This window comes from Bradyrhizobium archetypum, from assembly GCF_013114835.1.
In the GTDB taxonomy this organism is placed as follows: Bacteria; Pseudomonadota; Alphaproteobacteria; order Rhizobiales; family Xanthobacteraceae; genus Bradyrhizobium; species Bradyrhizobium archetypum.
The window spans coordinates 141096-161795 of record NZ_JAAVLW010000006.1 but is presented as its reverse complement, the minus strand read 5'-3'; the positions used below and the strand labels follow the sequence as shown (position 1 = coordinate 161795).

Sequence of the window (20700 nt, the reverse complement as noted above, 5' to 3'; positions counted from 1 at the left end):
CCGACGTTAGGGCTCGGTGCTGTCGAACGGCACTGATGCCCTTGATCGTGTTTTGGCAGGTGTAGACACCGATGGCCGAGACAAGCACCGCCAGCAAGCGTCTCGATCAGCGCCGGGTCGCGCCTGACGGTCTCTTCCGGCGACCGCGGCTATACTTGGTTGGCGAGGCACCTGGCGCCGAGGAAGCTGAGCAGGGCAAGCCCTTTGTCGGGCCGGCCGGTTGCGCGTTGCGCGAACTGCTCGAGCAGGCTGGGATCGACCTCAGGCAATTGCGCTTCGCCAACGCGATTCCGTTTCGGCCGATCGAATACACGACAAAATCCAAGCTGCGTAATCGGACTCCAACGATCGAGGAAATCGATCATTACGGTGCCGCGGTACTGACTGACATCCGGCGCTCAAAGCCGCGCGTGGTCGTTGCGCTCGGCAGCACGGCGGCTCGCCTGTTCAGGGCGTCGCGTTCGATCGGAGCATCGCGCAAGGCAAAGCTCCAGTTTGACGGCCGTCCCCTGCAAATCACCTTTCACCCGGCCTACGTCCGCCGCTTCGGTGGGGCGGACGGCGCCGCTTGGCGCAAGATGGTTGCTGACCTGCGCCGAGCCTGGAAAGCATCGGCAATGTATTCAAATGGCACTCAAAGCCGGCAGCATCTCCCGAGGGTTCGAAAGCTGTTTAGCGAGTTGTGAATTTCGTGGGAGCAGTTCGGCGAGTGCTGAGCGCCGCGTCCGGTTCCTGAATTGGAACTCGTGACTGCTCTGCAGTGTTAGCGCAAGCGCTGAAAAAATTCGTTGGCACCCCGTACAAGTCCCACGCATTTTAAGCTGAACGTTAATCCCTCGCGCTATCCGTCGCACAGGGCGAGGGTGCACAGGTGGCAAGTATATTTGACGTTCAGGGCTTTGGCGCCCTATCCGAATGGAACGGACAATTCTCGAGCGCGTCGGCCAAACAGGCATTGCAAAAAATTGCGTCACTCGGTTCGAATTCGGTCGAGCTGACGGCGCGGATCTGGACGCAGACGGGGACCTCCAATGCCGTCTTTGCCGAACCGACCAAGACCGAGAGCGACGCCAGCCTGCTGGTCGGATTTCGGGCAGCGCATGACGCCGGCCTCTCGGTGCTGTTCAAGGCCGCGCTCTCGACGTTGAACGGCACCAGGATATCCAACCTGGCGCCGACGGACGTTGCGGCCTTCTTCACCTCCTACCAGGTCGAGATCGTGCATCTCGCCACCATCGCGCAGTCCGCGGGCGTCGAGATGTTCGCGATCGGCAATGAGATGAGCAGCCTGTCCGGCGAGCAGTATCGCGGCTACTGGACCGATCTCATTGCCGCGGTCCGCCAGGTCTATCTCGGCGAATTGACCTATGCGGCAGCGACCGACGAGGCCCTGCATGTCAGCTTCTGGGATCAGCTCGACACCATCGGCGTCAACACCTATCCGCCATTGACGGCCAGCAACGCGCCAACCGTGCAGGATCTCGTCAACGCCTGGACTTCGGTGCCGTTCAACCCCTATTACGCGGCGGCGTTCGACTACAAATCGCCGGTCGACTTTCTCCATTCGCTGGCGACAAGATACGACAAGCCGCTATTGATGACGGAAGTTGGCTATCGCAGCATCGACGGCACCGCCATCGCTCCGGGATCGTGGACGAGCAGCGGCACGGTCGACGTGATGGAGCAGGCGGATGCCTACAACGCGTTCTTCCAGGTGTGGTCCGCGCGTGGCGGAAGCTGGCTGAAAGGCGCCGAGCTCTGGCAATGGGACCTTAACAATCAATATTCGAGCACGGGCTATTCCGTGATGGGAAAGCCGGCCGAAGCCGTCGTCTCGCAATATTTTCACGGCGATGGGGCGGTGCCCAACCTTACGGCATCAGGATCAGCGATCGCCGACATCATTGATCTCGGCCGGGGCAACGACGACATCAACGCCGGGCTTGGCGATGACGTCATTTGCGGTGGCGCCGGGGACGACACTATCGTTGGCGGGCCGGGCGCAGGCGGAAGATTGGCCGTCAAGACCGTTACCTTGATTGGCTATGGTTCGGTGGTCGGAGGCATTGGCGCCCAGGTCCAGATTCTGGTCAACGGCAAGCCGGTATCCGGATTGCTGGAATTCAAGCCGGCGGTGGATTCCTCGGGTTACCAGACTTTCACGGTGAGCTTCGAAAACCCCGACGCGATCACCAGCATCGATATTTCGCTGGCGAACGCTACGCCGGGGCGGGCGCTGCATATCAAGGATTTCCTGATCAACGGCGTTGCCGTTACGCCCGCCGACAGCGTCAACGCCAGTTCACCCGGCACGTTCGACCTTTACGTCCGCAATATTCATGTCGACGCCTCCAACCACCAGGACTGGTTCCTTGGCGCATCGACGGACAACGATGTGATCGATGGCGGCGCCGGCAACGATGTCATCACCGGCGGCATCTGCGACGATATTGTTGACGGCGGGGACGGGATCGATACCGCCACTTTCACCGGCAGCGTCCGCGACTACGACATTGCGATTGCCGATGGCCAGATCGTGGTGCATGACCGGATCGCGGGCCGCGACGGCAGCGATCATCTTGCAAATCTGGAATTCCTGCGGTTCGCCGACGGCGCGATCGACGCCGGCGACCTCTTCGCCAGTCTTGCAGGCCGGTCCGGCAGTACGCTCCAAGTGCTGGCGACAGACGGCGCTGGCAAGATTACCGGACAGGTCATCCGGCACGCCGACGGCTCCGCCGATCTCTATACATTCGCGGTTGCCGGCGGCGCCCTTATTTCCAGCTCGCCGGTCGATAGTGCTCAATCGTCCGAACAACCCCGCCCCGATGCGGCGCATCATCTCCCTTGCTTGCTCGCGTCGCCTTCCGGTGAAGCTGCCGCCCGGTTTGCCTTCCACTATCATGGCTCACCTGTCGGGAGGGTCGAAGCGGCAGGCGTTACACTGACTCCAACGGATGCGAGCGATATCCTAAGCGGCACAGGCCGCGACACGTTTGTCTTCAGCGAGACGGTCAGGCACGGCATGACAGATGATTTCAAGGCATCGGAGTCGATCAGACATGGTGTGAGCCAGATCGAATCCTCAATCGCTGCCGACGCTGCGCATCTTCACAGTCATCTCGCCGGACATGATGTCGTCATCAGTGCCGGTCATGAGGCGTCCGCCATGCCTGCCGGCGTTGCGTTTCCGACACCAGATCATCTGCTCTTCATCTGAGGGCGCCGCTGCGCCGGTTCACACCTATTCGGGACCGACGGTCACGACCACGACGCCGTCGACCTTGATCAGGAACGTCATGGTGGGCTGGTCGGACGCCGGAGCTCGTTCCACCGCATGCCGGAACGCTGCGATCTCTGCTTGCGTTGCTGCGCGCAGGCCGAGCGTCGAATCTGGTGCGCAGATCGGAACGCCGTCCGAAGTGAACGCAGCCAGATCGGCCTGCAGGTCGGCGTCGCGACAGATTTCCTGCGCCTCGGCCGGGCCACTGGCTTCAAAGGCAAGCGTTGGCCTGCGGTCGATATCGAGGACGAAAACGATAAGCGAACCGGATGCGTCTGGCCGCTGCGATGGTTCGCGGGCTGACATGCCAAGCAACTCCTCGATCAATCAGATGGCACGCCGGCCGACGGATCAACTTTTCCCCCAGATCAGGAATTGTCAAATGCCCCTTCATTGCGTCGTGAATGCTGGGTTACGCTCTTCGGCCGATATTCACGCCGGCCGGCCGCGCGAAGCGAGCCGGGATTTCGAGATATCCTAAAATTTATTCGAAACAGGATAGCGGGTTCGTGCGTTGCTTTTCGCGTGCCTTCACGGTGGGGCTGGCCGTTGTTTCCTGCGAGACCCAAATTGCGATCCGAATTGTTCCCGCCTTCGCATTGCGCTGCCCCTGTGTTCGAAATAGCATCGATCGCTAACCAGGAGCGGGCAGGGCAGAAGAGATGATATACGAGGTCCTTCTTTGCAGCTTTCTGCCGTCGATCATTCGGTAGCGAAAACGGAACCCGCGCACTGGAAAAAGCGTCTTCGCTGTCCTCGCTGCTCCTCGCCGTTGCGGAACGTATGGTCACAGCCAACCTGTTCGAACCGTGCCTGCGACTATAGCAGGGTCGGGTTTCCGATGGCCGGTGCCCAGCCGGTGCTGATCGATTTCGCAGTCAGCATTTTTGAACGCAGGATGTACGAGGCCGAGAGCGGCTCGGTACTGCAGCGGGACGTCAGCCGCCGTTCCCTTGGATCGCGGCTGCATCGACTTACCTTCGGGGGCAATCCGGTCGCTGTCGCCAACAGCCTGAAATTTATCGATCTGTTGAAGCGGGAATCGAAGCGGCCGGCCGTGCTGGTGGTCGGAGGCGGGACCATCGGTTTAGGCGCAGACGAACTTTACCGGGATGACTCCATCGAGCTCGTGGGCACCGATGTCTATGCCTCGCCACACACCGTGCTGGTGGCCGACGCCCACCGCCTACCCTTCGAAGACGGCGTGTTCGACGGCGTCTGGGTGCAGGCCGTGCTGGAACATGTGCTGGAACCTGCAACTGTCGTGGCCGAGCTGCATCGAGTGCTGCGGCTGGAAGGCTTGGTCTATGCGGAGACGCCGTTCATGCAGCAAGTGCACGAGCGGGCCTATGACTTCTCGCGGTTCACGCAGAGCGGTCACCGCTGGTTGTTCAGGCGATTTTCCGAGATCAGCGCCGGGCCGGTCGGTGGCGCCGGCGTGGCGCTTGAATGGTCGATCCGCTATTTCGCGCGCGCGCTCGGCGCGGGCAACAAGCTGTCGCGCCTGATCGTGCTGCCGTTCTTCTGGATCAGATATCTCGACGCATTCGGCCGCGGCCGGGCCGCAGCAGACGCCGCCAGCGGCTTCTTCTTTCTGGGCCGCCGATCCGAACAGGCGATGGATCCGCACGCCATGCCGGAATACTACAACCGGCAGAAATGAGTTTCGGCGCGCCACTCTACGAAAGGCCCTTGATCTTCTTGCACGGTGTCGATGACGTCGACGACATCCGCGCGACGTCCGTCACCGACCGGATGGAAAGTTTTTCCTTGCGCGTAATGAAGCGCAGCACGCCATGAGGGTAGGCGTCGCAGAACTGCGCCAGCGTGGAAGCCGTTGCTGAAACGCTGTCCTGCTTGGGGATCACGGCGATGCCGCCGTCCCTCAGCATATATGCCTCCTTCACGTTGGGCATGGCCGACGTCGCGATGCAGATCTTGAACAGATCGTTGTAGCCCTGGGGGGTCAGGGACTGGTCCCCGCCGGGCGTTCCCAATAGATATTCGCGGCTCTTGCGGCAGTTCTCATTGTCCGCTCGCGCCGCGCCGGCCGGGAGCGACAGCACCATCGCAACCGCGACCAGTAGCTTCATGCCGTCAATCCGATGGCGCGCTCGGCCATCGCGCGCTTGCCCGCATAGGTGAGGCCATAAGTCGTTGCCGCGCATCGTTCCCATGAAAGGGCGCGGGCATGGGCGGATGCGCCGGCCGCGAGAATGGCGCGGAGACCCCGGTCCGCGGCCAACTCCGCGATCGCATCCGATATGCTCGCAACCGAAGCGGAGGCGAGAATTCCGGTCTCGTCGGCGAGCACGGCGTCAGGCACTCCGCCGACCTTGGTCGCAACGCTGGGCAGACCGGCGGCGCCGGCCTCGAGGTAGACCAATCCGAACCCCTCGACGCGGCCGGTCGTGTCAGGCAGTCCCGTCAGGCAAAAGAAATCCGAAGCCGCATAGAGATCGCGGATCTCCTCGTTCGGCTGAGGGCCGAGGAAACGAATGTCGCAGGCCACTTGAGCGGCGGACCGTCGCAGCTCGCCGACATAATCGGCTTCGCCGTCCGGTCCGACCACGAGCCATGTGATGCGGCGACGCAGATCGTCCGGTAGTTGCAACAGCGCAGCAAGCGTCAGATGATGCCCCTTGCGGCGCGTGATCCGCGCGACCGTAATCATCACCAGCCGGTCGTCCGGCAGACGATGGGCGAGCCGAACCTCCCGGCGTGTCCTTTGTCCGCCGAACCAGAATTCGGAAACGCCCAGATTGACGGTGCTGATCCTGCGCGGGTCGACGGCGAAGCGCTCGCGGAACAGCATCTCGGTGAAACGGCTGTTGGCGATGACCTCGGTCCGCGGCCCGAACACGCCGGCGCCGTGTATCGCGATGCGCTTCAGCGGCATCTGCGTTTCGTTGATCTCGGTGCCGTGCACAGTCATCAACACCCGTGCCGGCGTTCGCCATCGCGAGAGTGCGACTGGAATGAAGAACGGCCAATCGGCGGCATGGATCACATTGTATTGAGCGCGGCGGACGCCGCGGCGCGCCAGCATGATCTTGCGCGGCAGGTCGCGCATCGAATGCAACCCGCCGCGAAAGCGAACAACCTCGAACGGCAGGGACCGATCATCGTCAGCCGTCTGCCGCGCATAGTCAGGCGCCAGCACGGTGACCTTGGCGCCGAGTCGGCTGGCGGCCGCGGCAATTTCGCGGGCGTAGGTCCCGATGCCTCCCATCGCGGGGGCGAACTCGCTGGTCAACAACAGGATGTTCAAGCCGGCGCCCTCAATAGGTCGGCGCCGCGGCGGCAAGTCCGCGTGCATCCTGAATCTCATGATGATAGCGGAAGACCCGCGCAAGCTGCGTGCTTGGGGTGAATGCGCTGATGGCGTCGGCGATCTGCACGGGATTCATCGTATCAGCCTCGATCGAGTTCCGGACATCGACGAATCGCTCGACCAGCGCGTTCACCATGTCGTCGCGGCTGCCGTTTCGCGCCACCAGGTAGCCACTGACGCCGGTCCGGATCACGGGTTCGAGTTGCGGCAGATGCATGGCAACGACGGGACGTCCGACCGCCAGCGTTTCGAGCACGCAGCGCGGCATGCCTTCGAACTCGGATGTCAGGATGCCGGCATGCGCGCTTGCCAGCGTCTCCGCCATGCCGGCGGCATCCTTGAAGCCGTGGCGCACGGTAATGTCCTCGATCGCGGCAAATTCGGCGAACCGGTGCGGATCGCTGGTGCCGATATAGTGAAACTTGATATCGCCGTTCAGCCGCTGCCGCAGGCGATCGATGGTGCGAAACATCAGCGACGGATCCTTGAACTCATCGAGGCGGCCCGCGAACACGATCTGGAACGGCGACGAATTCAGCGGCCATAGTTGCGGTTTGAAGATATCCGTATTTACCCATGTCCAGAGCGTGTCGATCTTTTCCTTGCGGCGCGGATAGGTCTGCTGCAGCCGCTCGGTGATGAACGGGTTGACGCAAAGGAATTTCTCGCTCATCGCGACGGCGAACCGTTCGCCGGTGTTGTGAACGAAGGCGTATTTCCGCAGCAGCGAATCCATCTGCAGTTTCGGCGCGCCCTCGCCGTGCAGCATCTGCACGAACGGAAGCCGCAGGATGGCCGGCAGCCAGGAAAATTCCACCCGCCGCAGATCGACCGAGCATCGCCTGGCGCGGATCAGCCTTGCGATCGTGCCGAAGTGGCGGAGCAGCGCCATAAAGAATTGCCCGGTCAGCGACGAGCGGATCGTGCGCGCCGCTTCGCGCGCCTGCTCGTCCGAGTAATGCAGGATCGGCAGGAAGTCGAAGCCGCGGCCTCGGAACGTCAGCCGATGAAGCCGCCCGAGCTCCAATTCGCCCGTCGAGTCGACGCCGATGAAGAGAATATCGGTGTCCGTCGGATGGAATGTGATGAAGTCGCGGATGTAGGTTTCGAGGCCGCCGACCTTCTTGCCGCGCGGGTCGAACGGATGAATCAGGCAGATCTGATAACGTGGCTTGATCCGGTTGGCGTTTCGCGCCCGCAGCGCCAGGGTCAAAGTTGAAGTCATGCCGCTTTCCTCATGCGTGCCTGGACGATTTGTGGAATGGTTCGCGCAACGAGACGCGGAACCACACTCATGCATCGGACATAGCGGGGACCGAGCCGGCGCGGCTCGCGCAGCATGCGCCACGCCCACTCAAGCCCCGTTCTGCGTGCGAAGGACGGTGCACGACTCTGTGTGCCGGCAATGAAATCGAGCGCGGCTCCGATGCACAACACGCCGGTCCCATTAAGCTCGTCGAGGCACCGCGCCGCGAACAACTCCTGTCGCGGCGCGCCCAGCGCAACGAAGCAGAGCCGGGCGCCCGATGCGCGAATGCGCTCGATCGCGGTATCGGCTTCGCTGGAGTAGGGATCAAACCCCGCTCCAGGCGCAAAATATCCGGCGATCTGCAATCCCTGGAATCGTTCCGACAAACGCCGCGCCGTCATCTTCAGCGTGAGATCATTTGCGCCGAGCAGAAAGACAGGGAGTCCTTTCTTTCGCGCCTCCGCACAGACGGGCTCGACGAGATCGGCGCCGGTGGTGCGTTCGATTCGCGTGCCCATCAGTCGGCTCAGCACGACAATCGGGAACCCGTCGGCTGTGACGAATCGCGCACGGCGATAAGCGGCGCGAAAGTTGGCGTGTTGCTGCAACTGAACGACATGATCAAGATTGAGTGTGCACACGCTGAAGTTATCGCCATGTTGCGCGGCTGACACGATCGACGAAACCGCTTCGGGAAGCGAGGGAACGTTGATCGTGATGCCATCGACAGTGAGGCTGGGCTGCAGCTGTGGCGGCGGTTCCGACATGTCGACCTCCTGTTGATGATGTGTGATCGTGCGATGCATTCGCGCGGGGACCAATCGACATGCCCGTTTGCTTTGAACGGGAACTGCGTACTGAGAATTGTCTTCGACCGGCATCGTCACGAAATCGAACTAATGCGACGCAACGATGGCGATGCCGCGTTGCGAACGACAAGACATCGCGGAGAAGCATTCACATGATGGAGATCAGCTATGCAGGAGTGGTCGAGACGAGATGCGCTCGCTCTCATCGCAGGTGCAACTGTTGCCTCGCACGGGAACACGGCATTCGCCGCACCGCTTGCGCAGAGTCTCGGTGCCATCGCGGCGAAGAATGGAATCACATTTGGCGCGGCCGCGGGTCCGGTGATCGAAAAGGATCTGGCCTATCGCGAACTGTATCAGACGCAGGTGCGTATCGTGACGACGGACGTCGCGATGAAGATGGGAACCATCGCGCCGCAGCCGGGGCCGAAGCGATTCGAGAGCGCCGATCGTCTGCTGCAATTCTGTGCAGCCCACAGCATTCCGATGCGCGGTCATTGCCTGATCTGGAACGAATGGGTTCCGCAATGGATCAAGAGCATGAGCAGCGCCGAGCGCGAGAGGTTCTTCGATTCCTATATCGAGGAGGTCGCTGCCCGTTATGCAGGCAAGCTGCATTCATGGGACGTCGTCAACGAACCGTTCTGGCCGGGACACAAGGCGCCCGGTGGTTACAGGCTCGGTCCCTGGTACGACACGTTCGGCACGGGATATGTACGCCGCGCCTTTCAGCGCGTGGCGATGGTCGACCGCAAGACCAGACTGGTTCTCAACGAGGCCCAGAGCGAGCGCGACGACGACGTCGGCCTCACGGTTCGCCGCGGCTTGCTGCAACTCGTCGATGAACTGAAGCAGGCCGGCGTGCCGCTGCATGCGGTGGGATTGCAAAGCCACCTGCAGCCGCGCTATCCGCACGACCCCGGACGCTTTGCCGAATTCCTTCACGCGCTCGCCGAACGTGGGGTCGAGATCTACCTGACCGAATTCGACGTGCGCGACGATACGTTCCCGGATGACGTCGCGGCGCGCGATGCCATGATCGCCGAAACGGCCGAGAAGTACCTGAACAACGCGCTGCGCGTACCGGCGGTCAAGGTGGTGATTGCCTGGGAACTGGCCGACAATTACTCGTTCTATACCGATGCAGCGAAGAAGAAGGACCCTCTCGCGCAGCGACTGCCGCGTCCGCTGCCGTTCGATTCATCGATGCAGAAGAAGCCGCTCTGGTTCGCGATGGCGCGCGCGTTCGAGAATACCCGGAAGTCGTAAGGCGGATCGTGCCGGATGCGCTCACGCCCCCGAATGCTGCGGGCGTGGGCGGAGCATCCGCACCAGCGTTGGCGCATAGAGCAGGGCAAGCACTGCGAAGTAGACGGCGGCGCCTGCCGCGACATGCGCCGCCAATACGCCAAGGGTACGAGCTTCTGGGAAGATCCGCAGCAACGCCGCCATCGCGATCGTGGCCAATGCGATGCGCAGGACATGGCTGACCGGAAGACGCAGGCCAAACCGGGTGAAACCGATCGAGAAGCTGACGGTGGCGGCGGCCAGTGCCGCCAGCACGGTTGCGCCGGCAACGCCTGTCAGTCCCCAGTGCGGCAGGAACAGGGCGCTCAGCGCCACAGTCGTCGAGGCGTCGATCGCCGTAATCGCCATCATCCAGCGCGTGTGGTTCTGCAGCAGAAACACCTGGTCGCCGAAATGGGCACGCAGGTTTCGGATTGCGCCGGCAAGCGTCGAGAGCGGCAGGATGGCGAGCGTCACCGCCTGGAACGGCGCTGCGATCAATAGATGCACGATCTCCGTTCTCAGCATGAATATGCCGGCGAGGCTCGGCGCCAGGATCGCGACCAGAAGCGCGCTGTTGGCGGCAAGCTGGCGCATGCCGGCCTGGCTGCCCTCCTGTTCCATGCTCCTTACCGCAAGCGGAAACGCGGCGGCTGTCACCAGCATGGCCGCGACCGCCGCGGCGCGCTGGCCGAGACCGTAACCCACTGCGAACAGTCCGGCCGCCGCCACTCCCGACATTTGGTTGACGATGAACCGTGACGCATTGAGGCCGACCCAGCCGAGCGCGCCGCCGACGATCAATGGAAGACCGTAGCGCAGCGCGTGCACGACAATCTCCCGGTCGACCGGCCAAAGGCGGTAGCCGCAGCGGAGTGTGGGTATCACGATCAGCGCCGCGGTCAGTTGCGCCGCGGCGTATCCCGCAAGCGGCCACTCCGCCGATTGGCCGAATAAGCCGATCAGGGCCAGGCCGAGGAGAAATCCGACGGACGGCCCGAATACTTGCTGGATGGTGTAGACCCGGATCTGCTGCTGCGCGCGGGCACGCTCGCCGATATAGAGGTTCAGCGACCGGGTAATCACGTAGGCAACGCTGGCAACGAGAACTCCCGCTTTGGCGTCAGGCGCGATGACCAGAAGCAGAATGCCGATGACGGCGGCGCTTTGCAGCGCCAGGGACGCCAGCAGGATCGCGTTTTCGGTGCGATAGAAGCGCGGCGCGTCGTTGGCGTCCTGGTACCGGCCGAGAAAGCGCAGCGCATATTGCGACCACCAGGCGAGAAAGCCGATCTGCAGCAATTCGTGCGTGGCCGTTATCAGTGTGATGATGCCGAGCGTGTGCTCGTCGACGACATGGGTCCATACGATCATCGCCAGAAGCTGGAACAGCGGTCCGACGAATTGCGCGGGCAAATAGAGCAGGGTGTGTCTCAAAAGCATTTCTCAGGCCCCCAGCCAGCGACAGAGTCGGGGGGAGGCGAGGTGCCGGATCGCTATCAGCGCGGCGATGCTGACGAGGCTGGTCAAGCCGAAGGCAACGGCAAAGCCGGCGACGCTGCCGAACTCGCGCAGGTGGGCGTGATCGCGTAGCGCCATGACGATGAAGATGTGCCAGAGATAGATGAAGTAGCTGCCCGAACCGATCCATCCAAGCAGCGGTGAACTCGGCTGAAGGGCAAATAGAGAAACACAGAAGAACGCTGCAAAGCAGAAGAACGCTGTCGAATCATAGGTCGCGGCATCACCAAGGTCGAGAATGCGCACGGCGGCATAGAGGATATACGCCGTCAGCGCGGCGCCAGGCAGCGCGCGGCCCATCGTCCCACCGCTCAGGTCCTTAAACATTGCGGTTAGCGCGCCGAGCGCGACGAACGAGAACCAGAACGGAATGTCACGCATGCGGACTTCATCGAGCAAGGCCTCCGATGCGCCGAGCCGGGAGATGGCCGGATCGAGATAGCTGCCGGCAAAGAGGCCGCCGCCGATTGCAAGTGTCAGCAGGGCCGCAATCCGCTTTCTTGAATCCGGTTGACCTGTCCTGCCAACCGCAAAGACGAGCCATAGACCGAGCGTGCAGCAGACATAGACGAAGACGTAGTAGTAGACGAAGACGTATCCGAGAGCGAACCGGGCGAGCGTCGTGCCGATGCGATGATCCATTGCCGGATTATGCAACGCCATGTAGGCATAGGCGGCGGCGAACGCGATCGCGTAGGGGATCAAGGCTGCCTTTAGCCGCTTGCCCAGCGGAACGCGGCCGGAGAGCGCCGTCAGATATCCCGAAGCGAAGAGAAAGACCGGCACGCAGGGTCGCAGCGCGGCGTCGAGCGATTTTGCCCAGATCGCGTCGAGCGGCTGCGGCAGCGAATGTATTCCGATCACCATGACGATGGCGATGCCCCGCATGGCATCGATCACGCCGTCGCGGGCTCGCGCCTCTGCGTGCGCGCGGCTTAGGGACGACGGGCTTGCCGATATGCGTTCGACGACAGTCATCATGGGCTCTCCTGCCGCGAGATCGCAGGGGCCGGCTCCAGCCTGGTGGCGCGGCGGTCATACGCCTCGGTCAGATACCGCCGCAGCGGCGTTTCGAACGTGCGCAACGAGACGACGCTTGCGAGGGCAAGAACGATGATCGCCACTGGCGCCAGGATCAGCCGTTCATTCGGCGACAGCGAAAACAGCCGCGATCCAAAAGTGATGATCACGGTCGCAACCGGAATATGCAGCATGTAGCAGGAATAGGTCAGCGACGACCAGCGAGCGAAGCCGAGCCGCGACAGCAGCGTTTCTCGCCCGGCGCAGTCCGCCTGCACGGCAAGCATCGCGATGGCATAGATCGCGAGCAGTGCGGTCATCGTCGGCAACAGCGAGCCGAGCACGATAAACGCGGCCAGCGATGCCGCCAGCGCACCGCGAATCGTGGGCCAGCGCGCGATGCGGTCGCGAAACAGATGACAGGCGATGCCGAGGCTAAACGCAGGCAGCGCCCTGAAGGCGCCGCCTTGATTGATCCAGTCGGCCCACGGTGTCGTTCCGGCGGTCGCCACCCAAACGGAATTGGCGAGCGCGGCTAAGGCCACGAGCGCAATGACCGCCTCCTTGCGGCGGTGCGCGATCAGCGCGACGGCCGGGAACAGCAGATAGCAGAACATCTCCGCCGACAGCGACCAGCTTGGGAAGTTGAACGTCAGCCGCTCGCCGACGAAGGCGTGAAGCAAAAGGAACTGTGCGGGCAGGTCGGAAAGCGGGTAACGGGCCGGGTTGTCGGTCCGGGCGGCGCCAAAGTGAAGCGCGCCGGCAAGCGCGACGTAGAAGGCAAGCGTTGCGAGATGCAGCGGGTAGATGCGGGCGAGGCGGCGCCACAGGAAGCGGCCGATCGATGCGGCGTCGTTGACGCGGCCAAAATACTGACGGGCGATGACAAAGCCGGAAACAACAAAGAACAGGTCTACGAACAGATTGAAATGCCAGGTATGGGCGACCATGAAGAGGCCGACCGCCACGTCCTTGAAGTAATCGGAATAGTGCAGGACCACGACGGCGCCGGCCGCGATGATCCGCAGCCCGTCCTGATGCCGTGTGCCGGTGATGTCATGCAAGGCGGCGGTACTCCGGAGTCGTGCTGTCCCGGAGACGAGCGAGGCGGGCGATCAGGCTGATGACGTTCTCGCGGTCGCCGCGCGCCAAATCGTTCCAGCGCGCCAGATTACGTATCGCCTGCGCCACATACCGGGCGCGCCAGTCCTCGTTCGATAGCGCGGCCACAATCCGCGTCGCCGCAGAAGCGGGATCGGCGGTATCGATGTGGATGCCGGACTCGCCGAGCACCTCGCGGAAGATGGCGGCATCGGGGGCAACGATCGGCAGGCCGGCGTACTGTGCCTCCAGCAGGGGTAGCCCCAGGCCTTCGTCATGGGAGGTGCAGACGAACAGGTCTGCGGCGTCGAGCAACTGATTGACGCGGTCGGCAGACTGATATCCGTGCAGCGTCACGCCCGGTTGCTTCTCGAGGGCTTGCCAGTCGTTGCCCCATCCCGGCCTTCCGACGATATCCAGGGTGGCGTCCGGAAATCCCTGCATGCGCAACGCGTCGAGAATCCGCGCGGCTGCTCCAAAGTTCTTGCGCGGCTCCACGGTGCCGAGTGCGATCAGCCGAAGTGGCCGGGGCTGTGCGCCTCGTTCGCGGCGTCGCCCGGGATCGAGGCCGAACACGTTGCGGACCGCGGGCCGATAAAGCGTCACCTCGGCGTCAGACCGGCAATGCGCGGCGAGCTTGCGCCTGGTGTCGCCCGAATTGGCCAGAAAGCGCGGATAGTGGCGCAACGCGAACTTGAAGGGACCTGCCATATAGAGCCGCGCCCGCATATTGAGCTCGGCGCGCCGTGTGATCAGGAAATCATCATGGATATAGGGCAGCACTCGCGATGCGAACGGCCGCAACAACGGACTTGGCGGAAAGCCGGGACAGAGCAGGATCGAGGATGAGGCGGCAAGCCGCATCGGCAGCCCCAGCGTCTGCGTCGTCAGCATCTGGCGGAGGCCTTGCGCCGTCACCGGCACGACGTCGAGCGGCGCAAGCGCCGCGGCGGAGAACAGCTCCAGCGTGATGCGCTCCAGACCGGTGACGTGACGTCCGAGATGGGTGTTGTCGACATAGATAGCCATGCGAAGGAGAATCCTGGAAGTTATGCCGGAACGGACCGGTAGCTGACAGGCGCGCGAACTTGCACCGCTGGGGCAACGCGCCGCTGCTCACGCGGCAGCAAGGCCGAGATGAGGATCACGAATTGCGCAAGCTGAATGTTCTTCGACGAGAAGCTCACCGAACTGGCGGCGATGATGACGATCAGCAGAACAATGGCCCATACCGCGGGGCTCGAACGGCGCTGCAACTCGATGAAGAAGCAGACCAGGCCGGCCATCAGCAGGAGGGTGTGGATGAGGCCAAACTGGACGATGGAGGAAATCCAGAAGTTCTCGATGCCGTAGTTGAGACCGAGCTGCGACTGCAGCGCGTTCACCCGCACCGGATTGGGGCCGAGGATCAGTTCGTTCCACTCGAAATGCGAGAGCAGGTTGAAGGTGGCGAAGCGTGCCAGCGCGCTGCCCTTGTCCGAGGAGAAGCGCAGCAGCATCTTGTCGAAGATGCCGAGGTCGAGCGCGGCGAACACGATGGCGCCTGCAGCAAACAGCACGCAGATGGCGAGAATGGCCGCAGGAAGCGGCATTCGCTTTCCCCGCATCAAGCGGATTGCCTCAAAGCCACCGACCAGCCCGATCACCGCCAGCACCGTGACCAGCGAGGTTCGGCCGCCAAAGGCCATCAGCGACGCCAGGCAGAACGCGATCAGCGGTAACCGCACCAGGAGCGGCGGGCAGATCGCCGGACGAAGCACCAGCGCGAGTACATAGGCGCCCACGATGCCGGATGCCGTGAGCGGGTGGCCGAGCAGCGCCGCGGAACGCCATTCTCCCACCACCACGACGTCGCCGAGCGTCAGCGGGATCAGCCGATGGCCGGAGAAATACTCATAGTAGCCGAGCACGACATTCACGAGGATCGTCAGGTGAATGGCCCAGACCAGCGGGCGTTTTTGTCCGGCCGGTAGTTGCCACATCACCATTGCGATCAGGATCGGCAGCAGAAAGGTATCGATGATCACCGTGAACGGGCGTTCGAGCACGATCACCTGAATCAAGAGAAACAGCCAGCAGAGCAGATACGCCAGCAGCAGCTTCGATTCGGAAAACATCCGATTGATCTCGCCGATCGGGCCACGGCTGCGCAGCAACAGCAGAGAGAATGCCAGCAGGGTGAAATAGGTTGCCGGGTGCAGCTTTTCATAGAAGTTGCCCCCGGCCGTCAGGTAATGGATTTTCCAGTTGGTCAGAACCGAGGAAGAGAGCGTGAACGTCGCAGTGACGGCCAGCAGCATCAGGCCGGCCGCGATCTGCTGGATGAACGCGTCGGCATTTGCAATGCGTCCATGGGCATGGGAAGCCGTGCGCAGTGCCGCTGATGCAGGTTGGCGAGCATGCACGCGTGCGACGCCGGCCGATCCGTTCAGCGGTCCGCGCGCTCTCACCGCGCTGCCCCCGCGTGAAGACTGGCGGCGCCGTAGGGCTTGAGATAGGCCGAGCTGCGGTAATAGTCATAGAACTGCAGGCGGCTGAGATCGACGCGGGTCAATACGGTCCCCATGATCCGGTCGCTCACCGGGGACAACAGGTTCATGGCGTGGGACAGCACCTCGCCAGGGGTCTGGTCCCAGGCCAGCGCCATGATGATGCGATCGGCGAGTTCAGCGAGCGCCCGGCCATCGACCAGGGGCACCAGCGGCGGCGAGTCGATCACGATCAATTCGTAGCGATGACGGAAGTGATCGAGAACATCGACGATCCGGTCGGAGAACATCAGCTCAGTGATGAATTCGACTTCCTTGATCGGCGTCGACGGCAGAATTGAAAGTCCGGTGCTGCGATCCACCAGGATGGCGTGTTCCGGCGAGGTCTGCCCGATCGCGACCTCAAGGAGCCCGGCATCGGCCCGCGGACAGAGCGCGCGGGTTACTTGCGGGTTGCGGAGGTCGCCGTCGATGAGAAGCGTCCGGATGCCGAGCGTCGCCAGCGACTGCGCCAGGTTGATGGCGAGCGTGGTTTTGCCCTCGCTGTCGAGCGCAGAGGTGACCTGTACGACCTTCACCGGCTGTGACCGCATCGTCCGCTGCAGCGCGAGACGAACGGCGCGGATCGCCTCCGCGAAGAATGTGCCGGGTTCGTCGATCGCATAGCGCGTCAACGGCGGCTGCAGCGGCGCGGGCAGCAGCTTCATGGTCTTCGGATCATAGCGGCCGAGTTCCTTGCGTCCACGCCGGGCGAGACCGGCGAGCTCACGCGCGCCGATCAACGGCACCGCGGCAAGCGCCGGGACGCCCGAAATGGCTTCGGCCTGTTCGAGCGTCTTGATGCGGCCGTCGAGATAGTCGGTAAGGAACGCCAGCACGCTGCCCGCACCGAGACCGAGCATCACGGCAAGGCCCAGGATCAGCATGGTCTTGGGCGATGATGGCTTGATCGGAACGCTTGCCTTGGTGACGATCCGGGAATCCGGCATTTCCAGGCTCTCTTGCGCCGTCGTTTCCTTGGAGCGCGCCAGATACGATTCATACTGCGTGCGGTTGGCCTCGGCCTCGCGTTGCAGTTCGCGCAAGCGCACCTGCGCCTGGCCGGAAGAAGTCGATACGCCTTGCAACTGGTCGAGGCTTTGCTGCAGCGAGGTCTCGCGGGAGCGTGCGACGTCGTAGTCGTGCTTGGTACTTTCCAGTATTCGCCGGATTTCCTCGTTGATCAGCTTCTGGGTATCGCGGCGCTGCGCCCGGACGTTGGCGACGGCAGGGTGACGTGCGCCATATTTGCTCGACAGGTCCGCCTCGTTCTTGGCGATGTCGGCATATTGTGTGCGCAGCTTGGTGATCATTTCCGAGGAGATGGCCGCGTTGATGCCGCCGGGATCGCCACCGGATTTCGCGATGTCCTGGATCTGCTCATATTTCGCCCGGGCCTCTGCCGTTTGCGCGCGCGCGGCGATCAGCTTGCCGTTGAGATCGGTGATCTGCTGGTCGTTGAGCGTGACGCCCTGCGACACCACCAGATTGTTGGCAGAACGAAAGTCCTCGACCGCTTTTTCCGAAGCTACGACTTTCGACTTCAAATCCTCGATCTGGCCGTTGAGCCAGTTCGCCGCGATGCGCGTCGCGTCGTATTTGGCGCGCACCTGCTCGTCGAAATACGCGTCGGCAATCGCGTTGGCGATGGTGGCGGCCTTCTGCGGCGATTCCGAACTGACGGCAATGTCGACCAGGAAGGTGGTGCCCTGCCGCGTCACCTTCATGCGCTTCTGAAGGATCTCGACCGACCGCGACTTGGCGGCCTCCTCGGGGCTGGCACCGCCGCTCGGTCCGCTGCTGCGGAACAGTGCCTTGATCGGATCGAGGAGGCCGGGCTTCGGCGTGAACTCCTCGTCTTCCGTCAGCTTCAGTTTGCCGACGACGCGCATCAGGATCGCGACCGACTGGATCAGCAGGGTCTGGCTTTCGATCGTCGCATCATCCGTGCCGAAGTTCGACAGCACGGACTGGTTGGTTTCGACGACATTGGCGCGGCGCGGGTCGACCAGCACGGTCGAGGTCGCGGTATATAAAGTGGTGGCGAGCAGCACATAGGTCAGCGCCAGCGTAAGCAGGGCGATGGTCGGCAGCACCACCAGCCTGTAGCGGCGGCGCAGGATGCGGCCCATCTCGCGCAAATCGACGGTCGGATACTGCCAGCCTTCCGCGGGGCGGGCGACCGGCTCGTCAGGGATCACATAGGGCAGGTCAGAATTGCGCTGTAACATTCATTCCTACCAGGTGCTTGTCGAAGCTGAAGACCGGAACATCGCTGTCGCGCTTGGTGTAGCGGTAATAGGCGGAGACGGCGCCGAAGCGATTGACCAGATATTTGACACGCGTATCGGACGTGAGCACGTGATCCTTGCGGAACTGACCGAAGAACCGGTCGTTCTCGTATCCGCCTGCAAGCGACAAGATGACGTTGCGGCGCAATTCGTAGTCCATGCCAAGCTGCACCGCGTTGGCGAGCACGCCGGTGGCGCTGGTGTCGGACGTCTGCGTGACGAGCTGTTCGGCATTGAAATGCACGTCGAGCAGGCGCGTGGGCCGCCATGTCAGCCGCGCGCGATAGGAAGGACCTTCGATCATGCCGATCGAGGGATCGTCGAAACGCTGCTGGACGTAACCTGCGCCAAATTCGCCGGTGATGAGATTGCTCAAGCCGATGGTGATGCCGGACAGCGCGCGATAGCCTTGCGAGTCCAGGGTGTGACCCGGTGTCCCCCTGATGTCGCGCTGATTGCCTTCGACGCCGCCGAACCAGCCGAGCGTGGAGGAGATCGCGTAATCGATCCGGCTATGAAGCGAGTAGATCTGTCCGTCGCGGGCGTCCTGGTTGATGACGCTGCTGTCCTGCGCGCGCGTCGATCCGAAGTCGTAGGAATCGGAGCGGAACCCGACCGATGTCGTCAGCCGGTTGAATTCCTTGCGCAGCGTGACGTCGCCGGACATCAGATTGTAGGGCGTCGGCGATATGGCGTTGCTGGGCGAATTGAGCGAGCCGACGCCTTCGTTCAGATGCGCGATCTGAAAGCTGCCCAACAGCATCGTGTCTTTTGTAATATCGATCCAGCCATTGCCCTTCAGGCTGGCATTGGTCTGGTCCAGGCTCGAATTCTGGTTATAGACCGTCGACTGTGCATCCAGTTTCAGATCCAGACCGTGTCGGCCCCACAATGAGTGCGCGCGAAGCGTCGGTTCGATCACCGCCGCGATGTCGGAACGCTGCGTGGTGTTCGACGCAAAGACGTTGCTGTCGTAAAACGTGCCGGCGGTCAGCGATGGGTTGAACATCCAGGAACCGGAGCGAATGCCGATCGGTTCGTAGCCGGGCTGTTGTCGCTTTTTCACCGGCATGTCCTCTGGCGGAATCTCTTCGGGGTTATCGGGATCGGTCCGGTCCGGCAGCGATGACGGCTCGAAGATTTTCTGCGCATTCCATGGCGAGGCGAATTCTCCGCTGGTCCACGGAATGGCTTGGGCGCTCGCAGCCGATCCAAGACCCAGCAGGATCGCCGCCGCCGGCGCGGGCAAGAGGCTGAAGCGGCATCGACCGAGCACGCATACCAAACGGAATCTTTCTTCGTTTCCGTCGGACGCATTCGGCGATGCAATTTCACACTCGAATCCCATAACCCATCCCTTGCGGGAGCGCGAAGGCGGCGAACACTTAACGGGCGAAGCCCATCGCTCAGAAAATGATCGTCGACTGCGCATAAGAAAGGCAGGCCTCATACTCGGTACGCGGGCGCAAGGTTTTTGAGTTTTGAGATTGAAGTGATGCGCACGCCTGCAACGCGCCTTGCCGGAAAAGTTTCCCCGCGCTGCAAAATTTTTCGCATTCGCGAAACGCTGTGACGACGGCGCAACACAAACGCCGTCGTCCGCTCGCGAGCGCCATTCACCTCATCCGCAGTTCCATGGGTTGCTAGAAGTAGCGCTCCGGAATCCGAATGTTGTCGCCCGGATAAACCGGAACGGGAGCATCGAGAGGATAGGTCTCTTCCACGCCGGCGCCAGCCCGGCGCAAAAAGACTTTGTTTTCATTGGCGCGGTACGTGAAGCCACCGGCGCTCGCGACTGCATCCAGCACCGTCAAGCCGTGGCGATACGGATATTCACCGCTCTTCTTGACTTCGCCAAGAATGTAGTACGGGCGGTACTGCGCGATCTCGACGTTGACGCGCGGGTCGCGCACGATGCCCTTTGCGAGCGCGGATGCGATCGATTTTTCAAGCTGCCGCGTCGTCGTGCCGGCAGCCTTGATATGGCCTGCGAGCGGAATCGAAACTTGGCCGCTATTGCTGACTTCATACTCGCCGGTGATGTCGGGTTCACCGTAGACCTTCAGCCTGATTCTGTCGTTGGGGCCGAGGATGTAGCTCTCCGCCGACGATGACGAGGCGGAGGGCGGCGTTTGCGCCGAAGCGCGCATCGAAAATCCGGCATTGATGCCGGCGACTACAAGGACGACGAGAAGAAGGGGAAGCGTCAGGCCGGCGCTGGACGACCGTTGCTGCATGGCTGCATCTCCATGAGTGCACGTACAGCCGCTGATGTTA

At 62.5% G+C, this 20700-nt stretch carries 17 protein-coding genes; 4 read left to right on the top strand and 13 right to left on the bottom strand.

Translation table 11 applies throughout. The annotated features are described in order from the left end of the window. Nucleotides 1–71 precede the first annotated feature (71 nt). Together HCN50_RS20975 and HCN50_RS34495 are read left to right on the top strand one after the other, a co-directional pair. Complete coding sequence (locus tag HCN50_RS20975) at nt 72–686, top strand: uracil-DNA glycosylase (protein WP_171711583.1); 615 nt, start codon at nt 72–74, stop codon at nt 684–686. Nucleotides 687–871: 185 nt separating this feature from the next. After that, entirely contained in the window at nt 872–3220 is a 2349-nt protein-coding gene (locus HCN50_RS34495) for a glycoside hydrolase family 113 (protein ID WP_171711582.1), read from the top strand. A gap of 24 nt (nt 3221–3244) precedes the next feature. Here the strand turns inward: HCN50_RS34495 and HCN50_RS20965 are convergent, their stop codons facing one another. Next, complete coding sequence (locus HCN50_RS20965) at nt 3245–3589, bottom strand: hypothetical protein (RefSeq protein ID WP_171711581.1); 345 nt, start codon at nt 3587–3589, stop codon at nt 3245–3247. 535 nt (nt 3590–4124) lie between these two features. On the opposite strand from HCN50_RS20965, the gene HCN50_RS20960 reads away from it, so the two are divergent. Beyond that, nucleotides 4125–4946, top strand: coding sequence for a class I SAM-dependent methyltransferase (locus HCN50_RS20960; RefSeq protein ID WP_171711580.1), 822 nt, complete (start codon nt 4125–4127; stop codon nt 4944–4946). Between the two features lie 16 nt (nt 4947–4962). Here the strand turns inward: HCN50_RS20960 and HCN50_RS20955 are convergent, their stop codons facing one another. From HCN50_RS20955 to HCN50_RS20940, 4 genes are read right to left on the bottom strand one after another with little or no spacing between them, the layout of a single operon-like run. Further along, nucleotides 4963–5376: a hypothetical protein gene (locus HCN50_RS20955; RefSeq protein ID WP_235977119.1), complete on the bottom strand. Its 414-nt coding sequence runs from the start codon at nt 5374–5376 to the stop codon at nt 4963–4965. Continuing rightward, nucleotides 5373–6554: a glycosyltransferase family 4 protein gene (locus HCN50_RS20950; RefSeq protein ID WP_171711579.1), complete on the bottom strand. Its 1182-nt coding sequence runs from the start codon at nt 6552–6554 to the stop codon at nt 5373–5375. The genes HCN50_RS20955 and HCN50_RS20950 overlap by 4 nt, the downstream gene beginning before the upstream one ends. A 10-nt stretch (nt 6555–6564) precedes the next feature. Beyond that, nucleotides 6565–7842 (bottom strand): glycosyltransferase, encoded by a 1278-nt coding sequence (locus HCN50_RS20945; protein WP_171711578.1) that lies wholly within the window; start codon nt 7840–7842, stop codon nt 6565–6567. Next, the gene (locus HCN50_RS20940) at nt 7839–8633 is read right to left on the bottom strand and encodes a WecB/TagA/CpsF family glycosyltransferase (RefSeq protein ID WP_171711577.1); all 795 of its coding nucleotides are present in this window, start codon (nt 8631–8633) and stop codon (nt 7839–7841) included. Before HCN50_RS20940 ends, HCN50_RS20945 begins: the two co-directional genes overlap by 4 nt. A gap of 210 nt (nt 8634–8843) precedes the next feature. On the opposite strand from HCN50_RS20940, the gene HCN50_RS20935 reads away from it, so the two are divergent. Further along, on the top strand, nt 8844–9944 hold the full coding sequence (locus tag HCN50_RS20935; protein WP_171711576.1) for an endo-1,4-beta-xylanase: 1101 nt from the start codon (nt 8844–8846) through the stop codon (nt 9942–9944). A gap of 21 nt (nt 9945–9965) precedes the next feature. Here HCN50_RS20935 and HCN50_RS20930 read toward each other — a convergent pair whose 3' ends face one another. From HCN50_RS20930 to HCN50_RS20895, 8 genes are all read right to left on the bottom strand, one after another. Beyond that, on the bottom strand, nt 9966–11405 hold the full coding sequence (locus HCN50_RS20930) for a lipopolysaccharide biosynthesis protein (protein ID WP_171711575.1): 1440 nt from the start codon (nt 11403–11405) through the stop codon (nt 9966–9968). Between the two features lie 3 nt (nt 11406–11408). Continuing rightward, on the bottom strand, nt 11409–12461 hold the full coding sequence (locus HCN50_RS20925) for an acyltransferase family protein (RefSeq protein WP_235977118.1): 1053 nt from the start codon (nt 12459–12461) through the stop codon (nt 11409–11411). Next, complete coding sequence (locus HCN50_RS20920; RefSeq protein ID WP_171711574.1) at nt 12461–13567, bottom strand: acyltransferase family protein; 1107 nt, start codon at nt 13565–13567, stop codon at nt 12461–12463. The genes HCN50_RS20925 and HCN50_RS20920 overlap by 1 nt, the downstream gene beginning before the upstream one ends. Next, nucleotides 13560–14633 carry a glycosyltransferase family 4 protein gene (locus tag HCN50_RS20915; protein WP_171711573.1) on the bottom strand — a complete coding sequence of 358 codons (1074 nt, stop codon included), beginning with the start codon at nt 14631–14633 and terminating at the stop codon, nt 13560–13562. The genes HCN50_RS20920 and HCN50_RS20915 overlap by 8 nt, the downstream gene beginning before the upstream one ends. Nucleotides 14634–14653: 20 nt before the next feature. Continuing rightward, nucleotides 14654–16054 (bottom strand): VpsF family polysaccharide biosynthesis protein, encoded by a 1401-nt coding sequence (locus HCN50_RS20910; protein WP_311968088.1) that lies wholly within the window; start codon nt 16052–16054, stop codon nt 14654–14656. Then, the gene (locus tag HCN50_RS20905) at nt 16051–18363 is read right to left on the bottom strand and encodes an AAA family ATPase (protein WP_171711572.1); all 2313 of its coding nucleotides are present in this window, start codon (nt 18361–18363) and stop codon (nt 16051–16053) included. Before HCN50_RS20905 ends, HCN50_RS20910 begins: the two co-directional genes overlap by 4 nt. Further along, nucleotides 18344–19699, bottom strand: a complete 1356-nt coding sequence (locus HCN50_RS20900; RefSeq protein ID WP_311968107.1) for an outer membrane beta-barrel protein — start codon at nt 19697–19699, stop codon at nt 18344–18346. The genes HCN50_RS20905 and HCN50_RS20900 overlap by 20 nt, the downstream gene beginning before the upstream one ends. A gap of 367 nt (nt 19700–20066) precedes the next feature. Further along, complete coding sequence (locus HCN50_RS20895) at nt 20067–20660, bottom strand: polysaccharide biosynthesis/export family protein (protein WP_235977116.1); 594 nt, start codon at nt 20658–20660, stop codon at nt 20067–20069. Nucleotides 20661–20700: the final 40 nt, after the last annotated feature.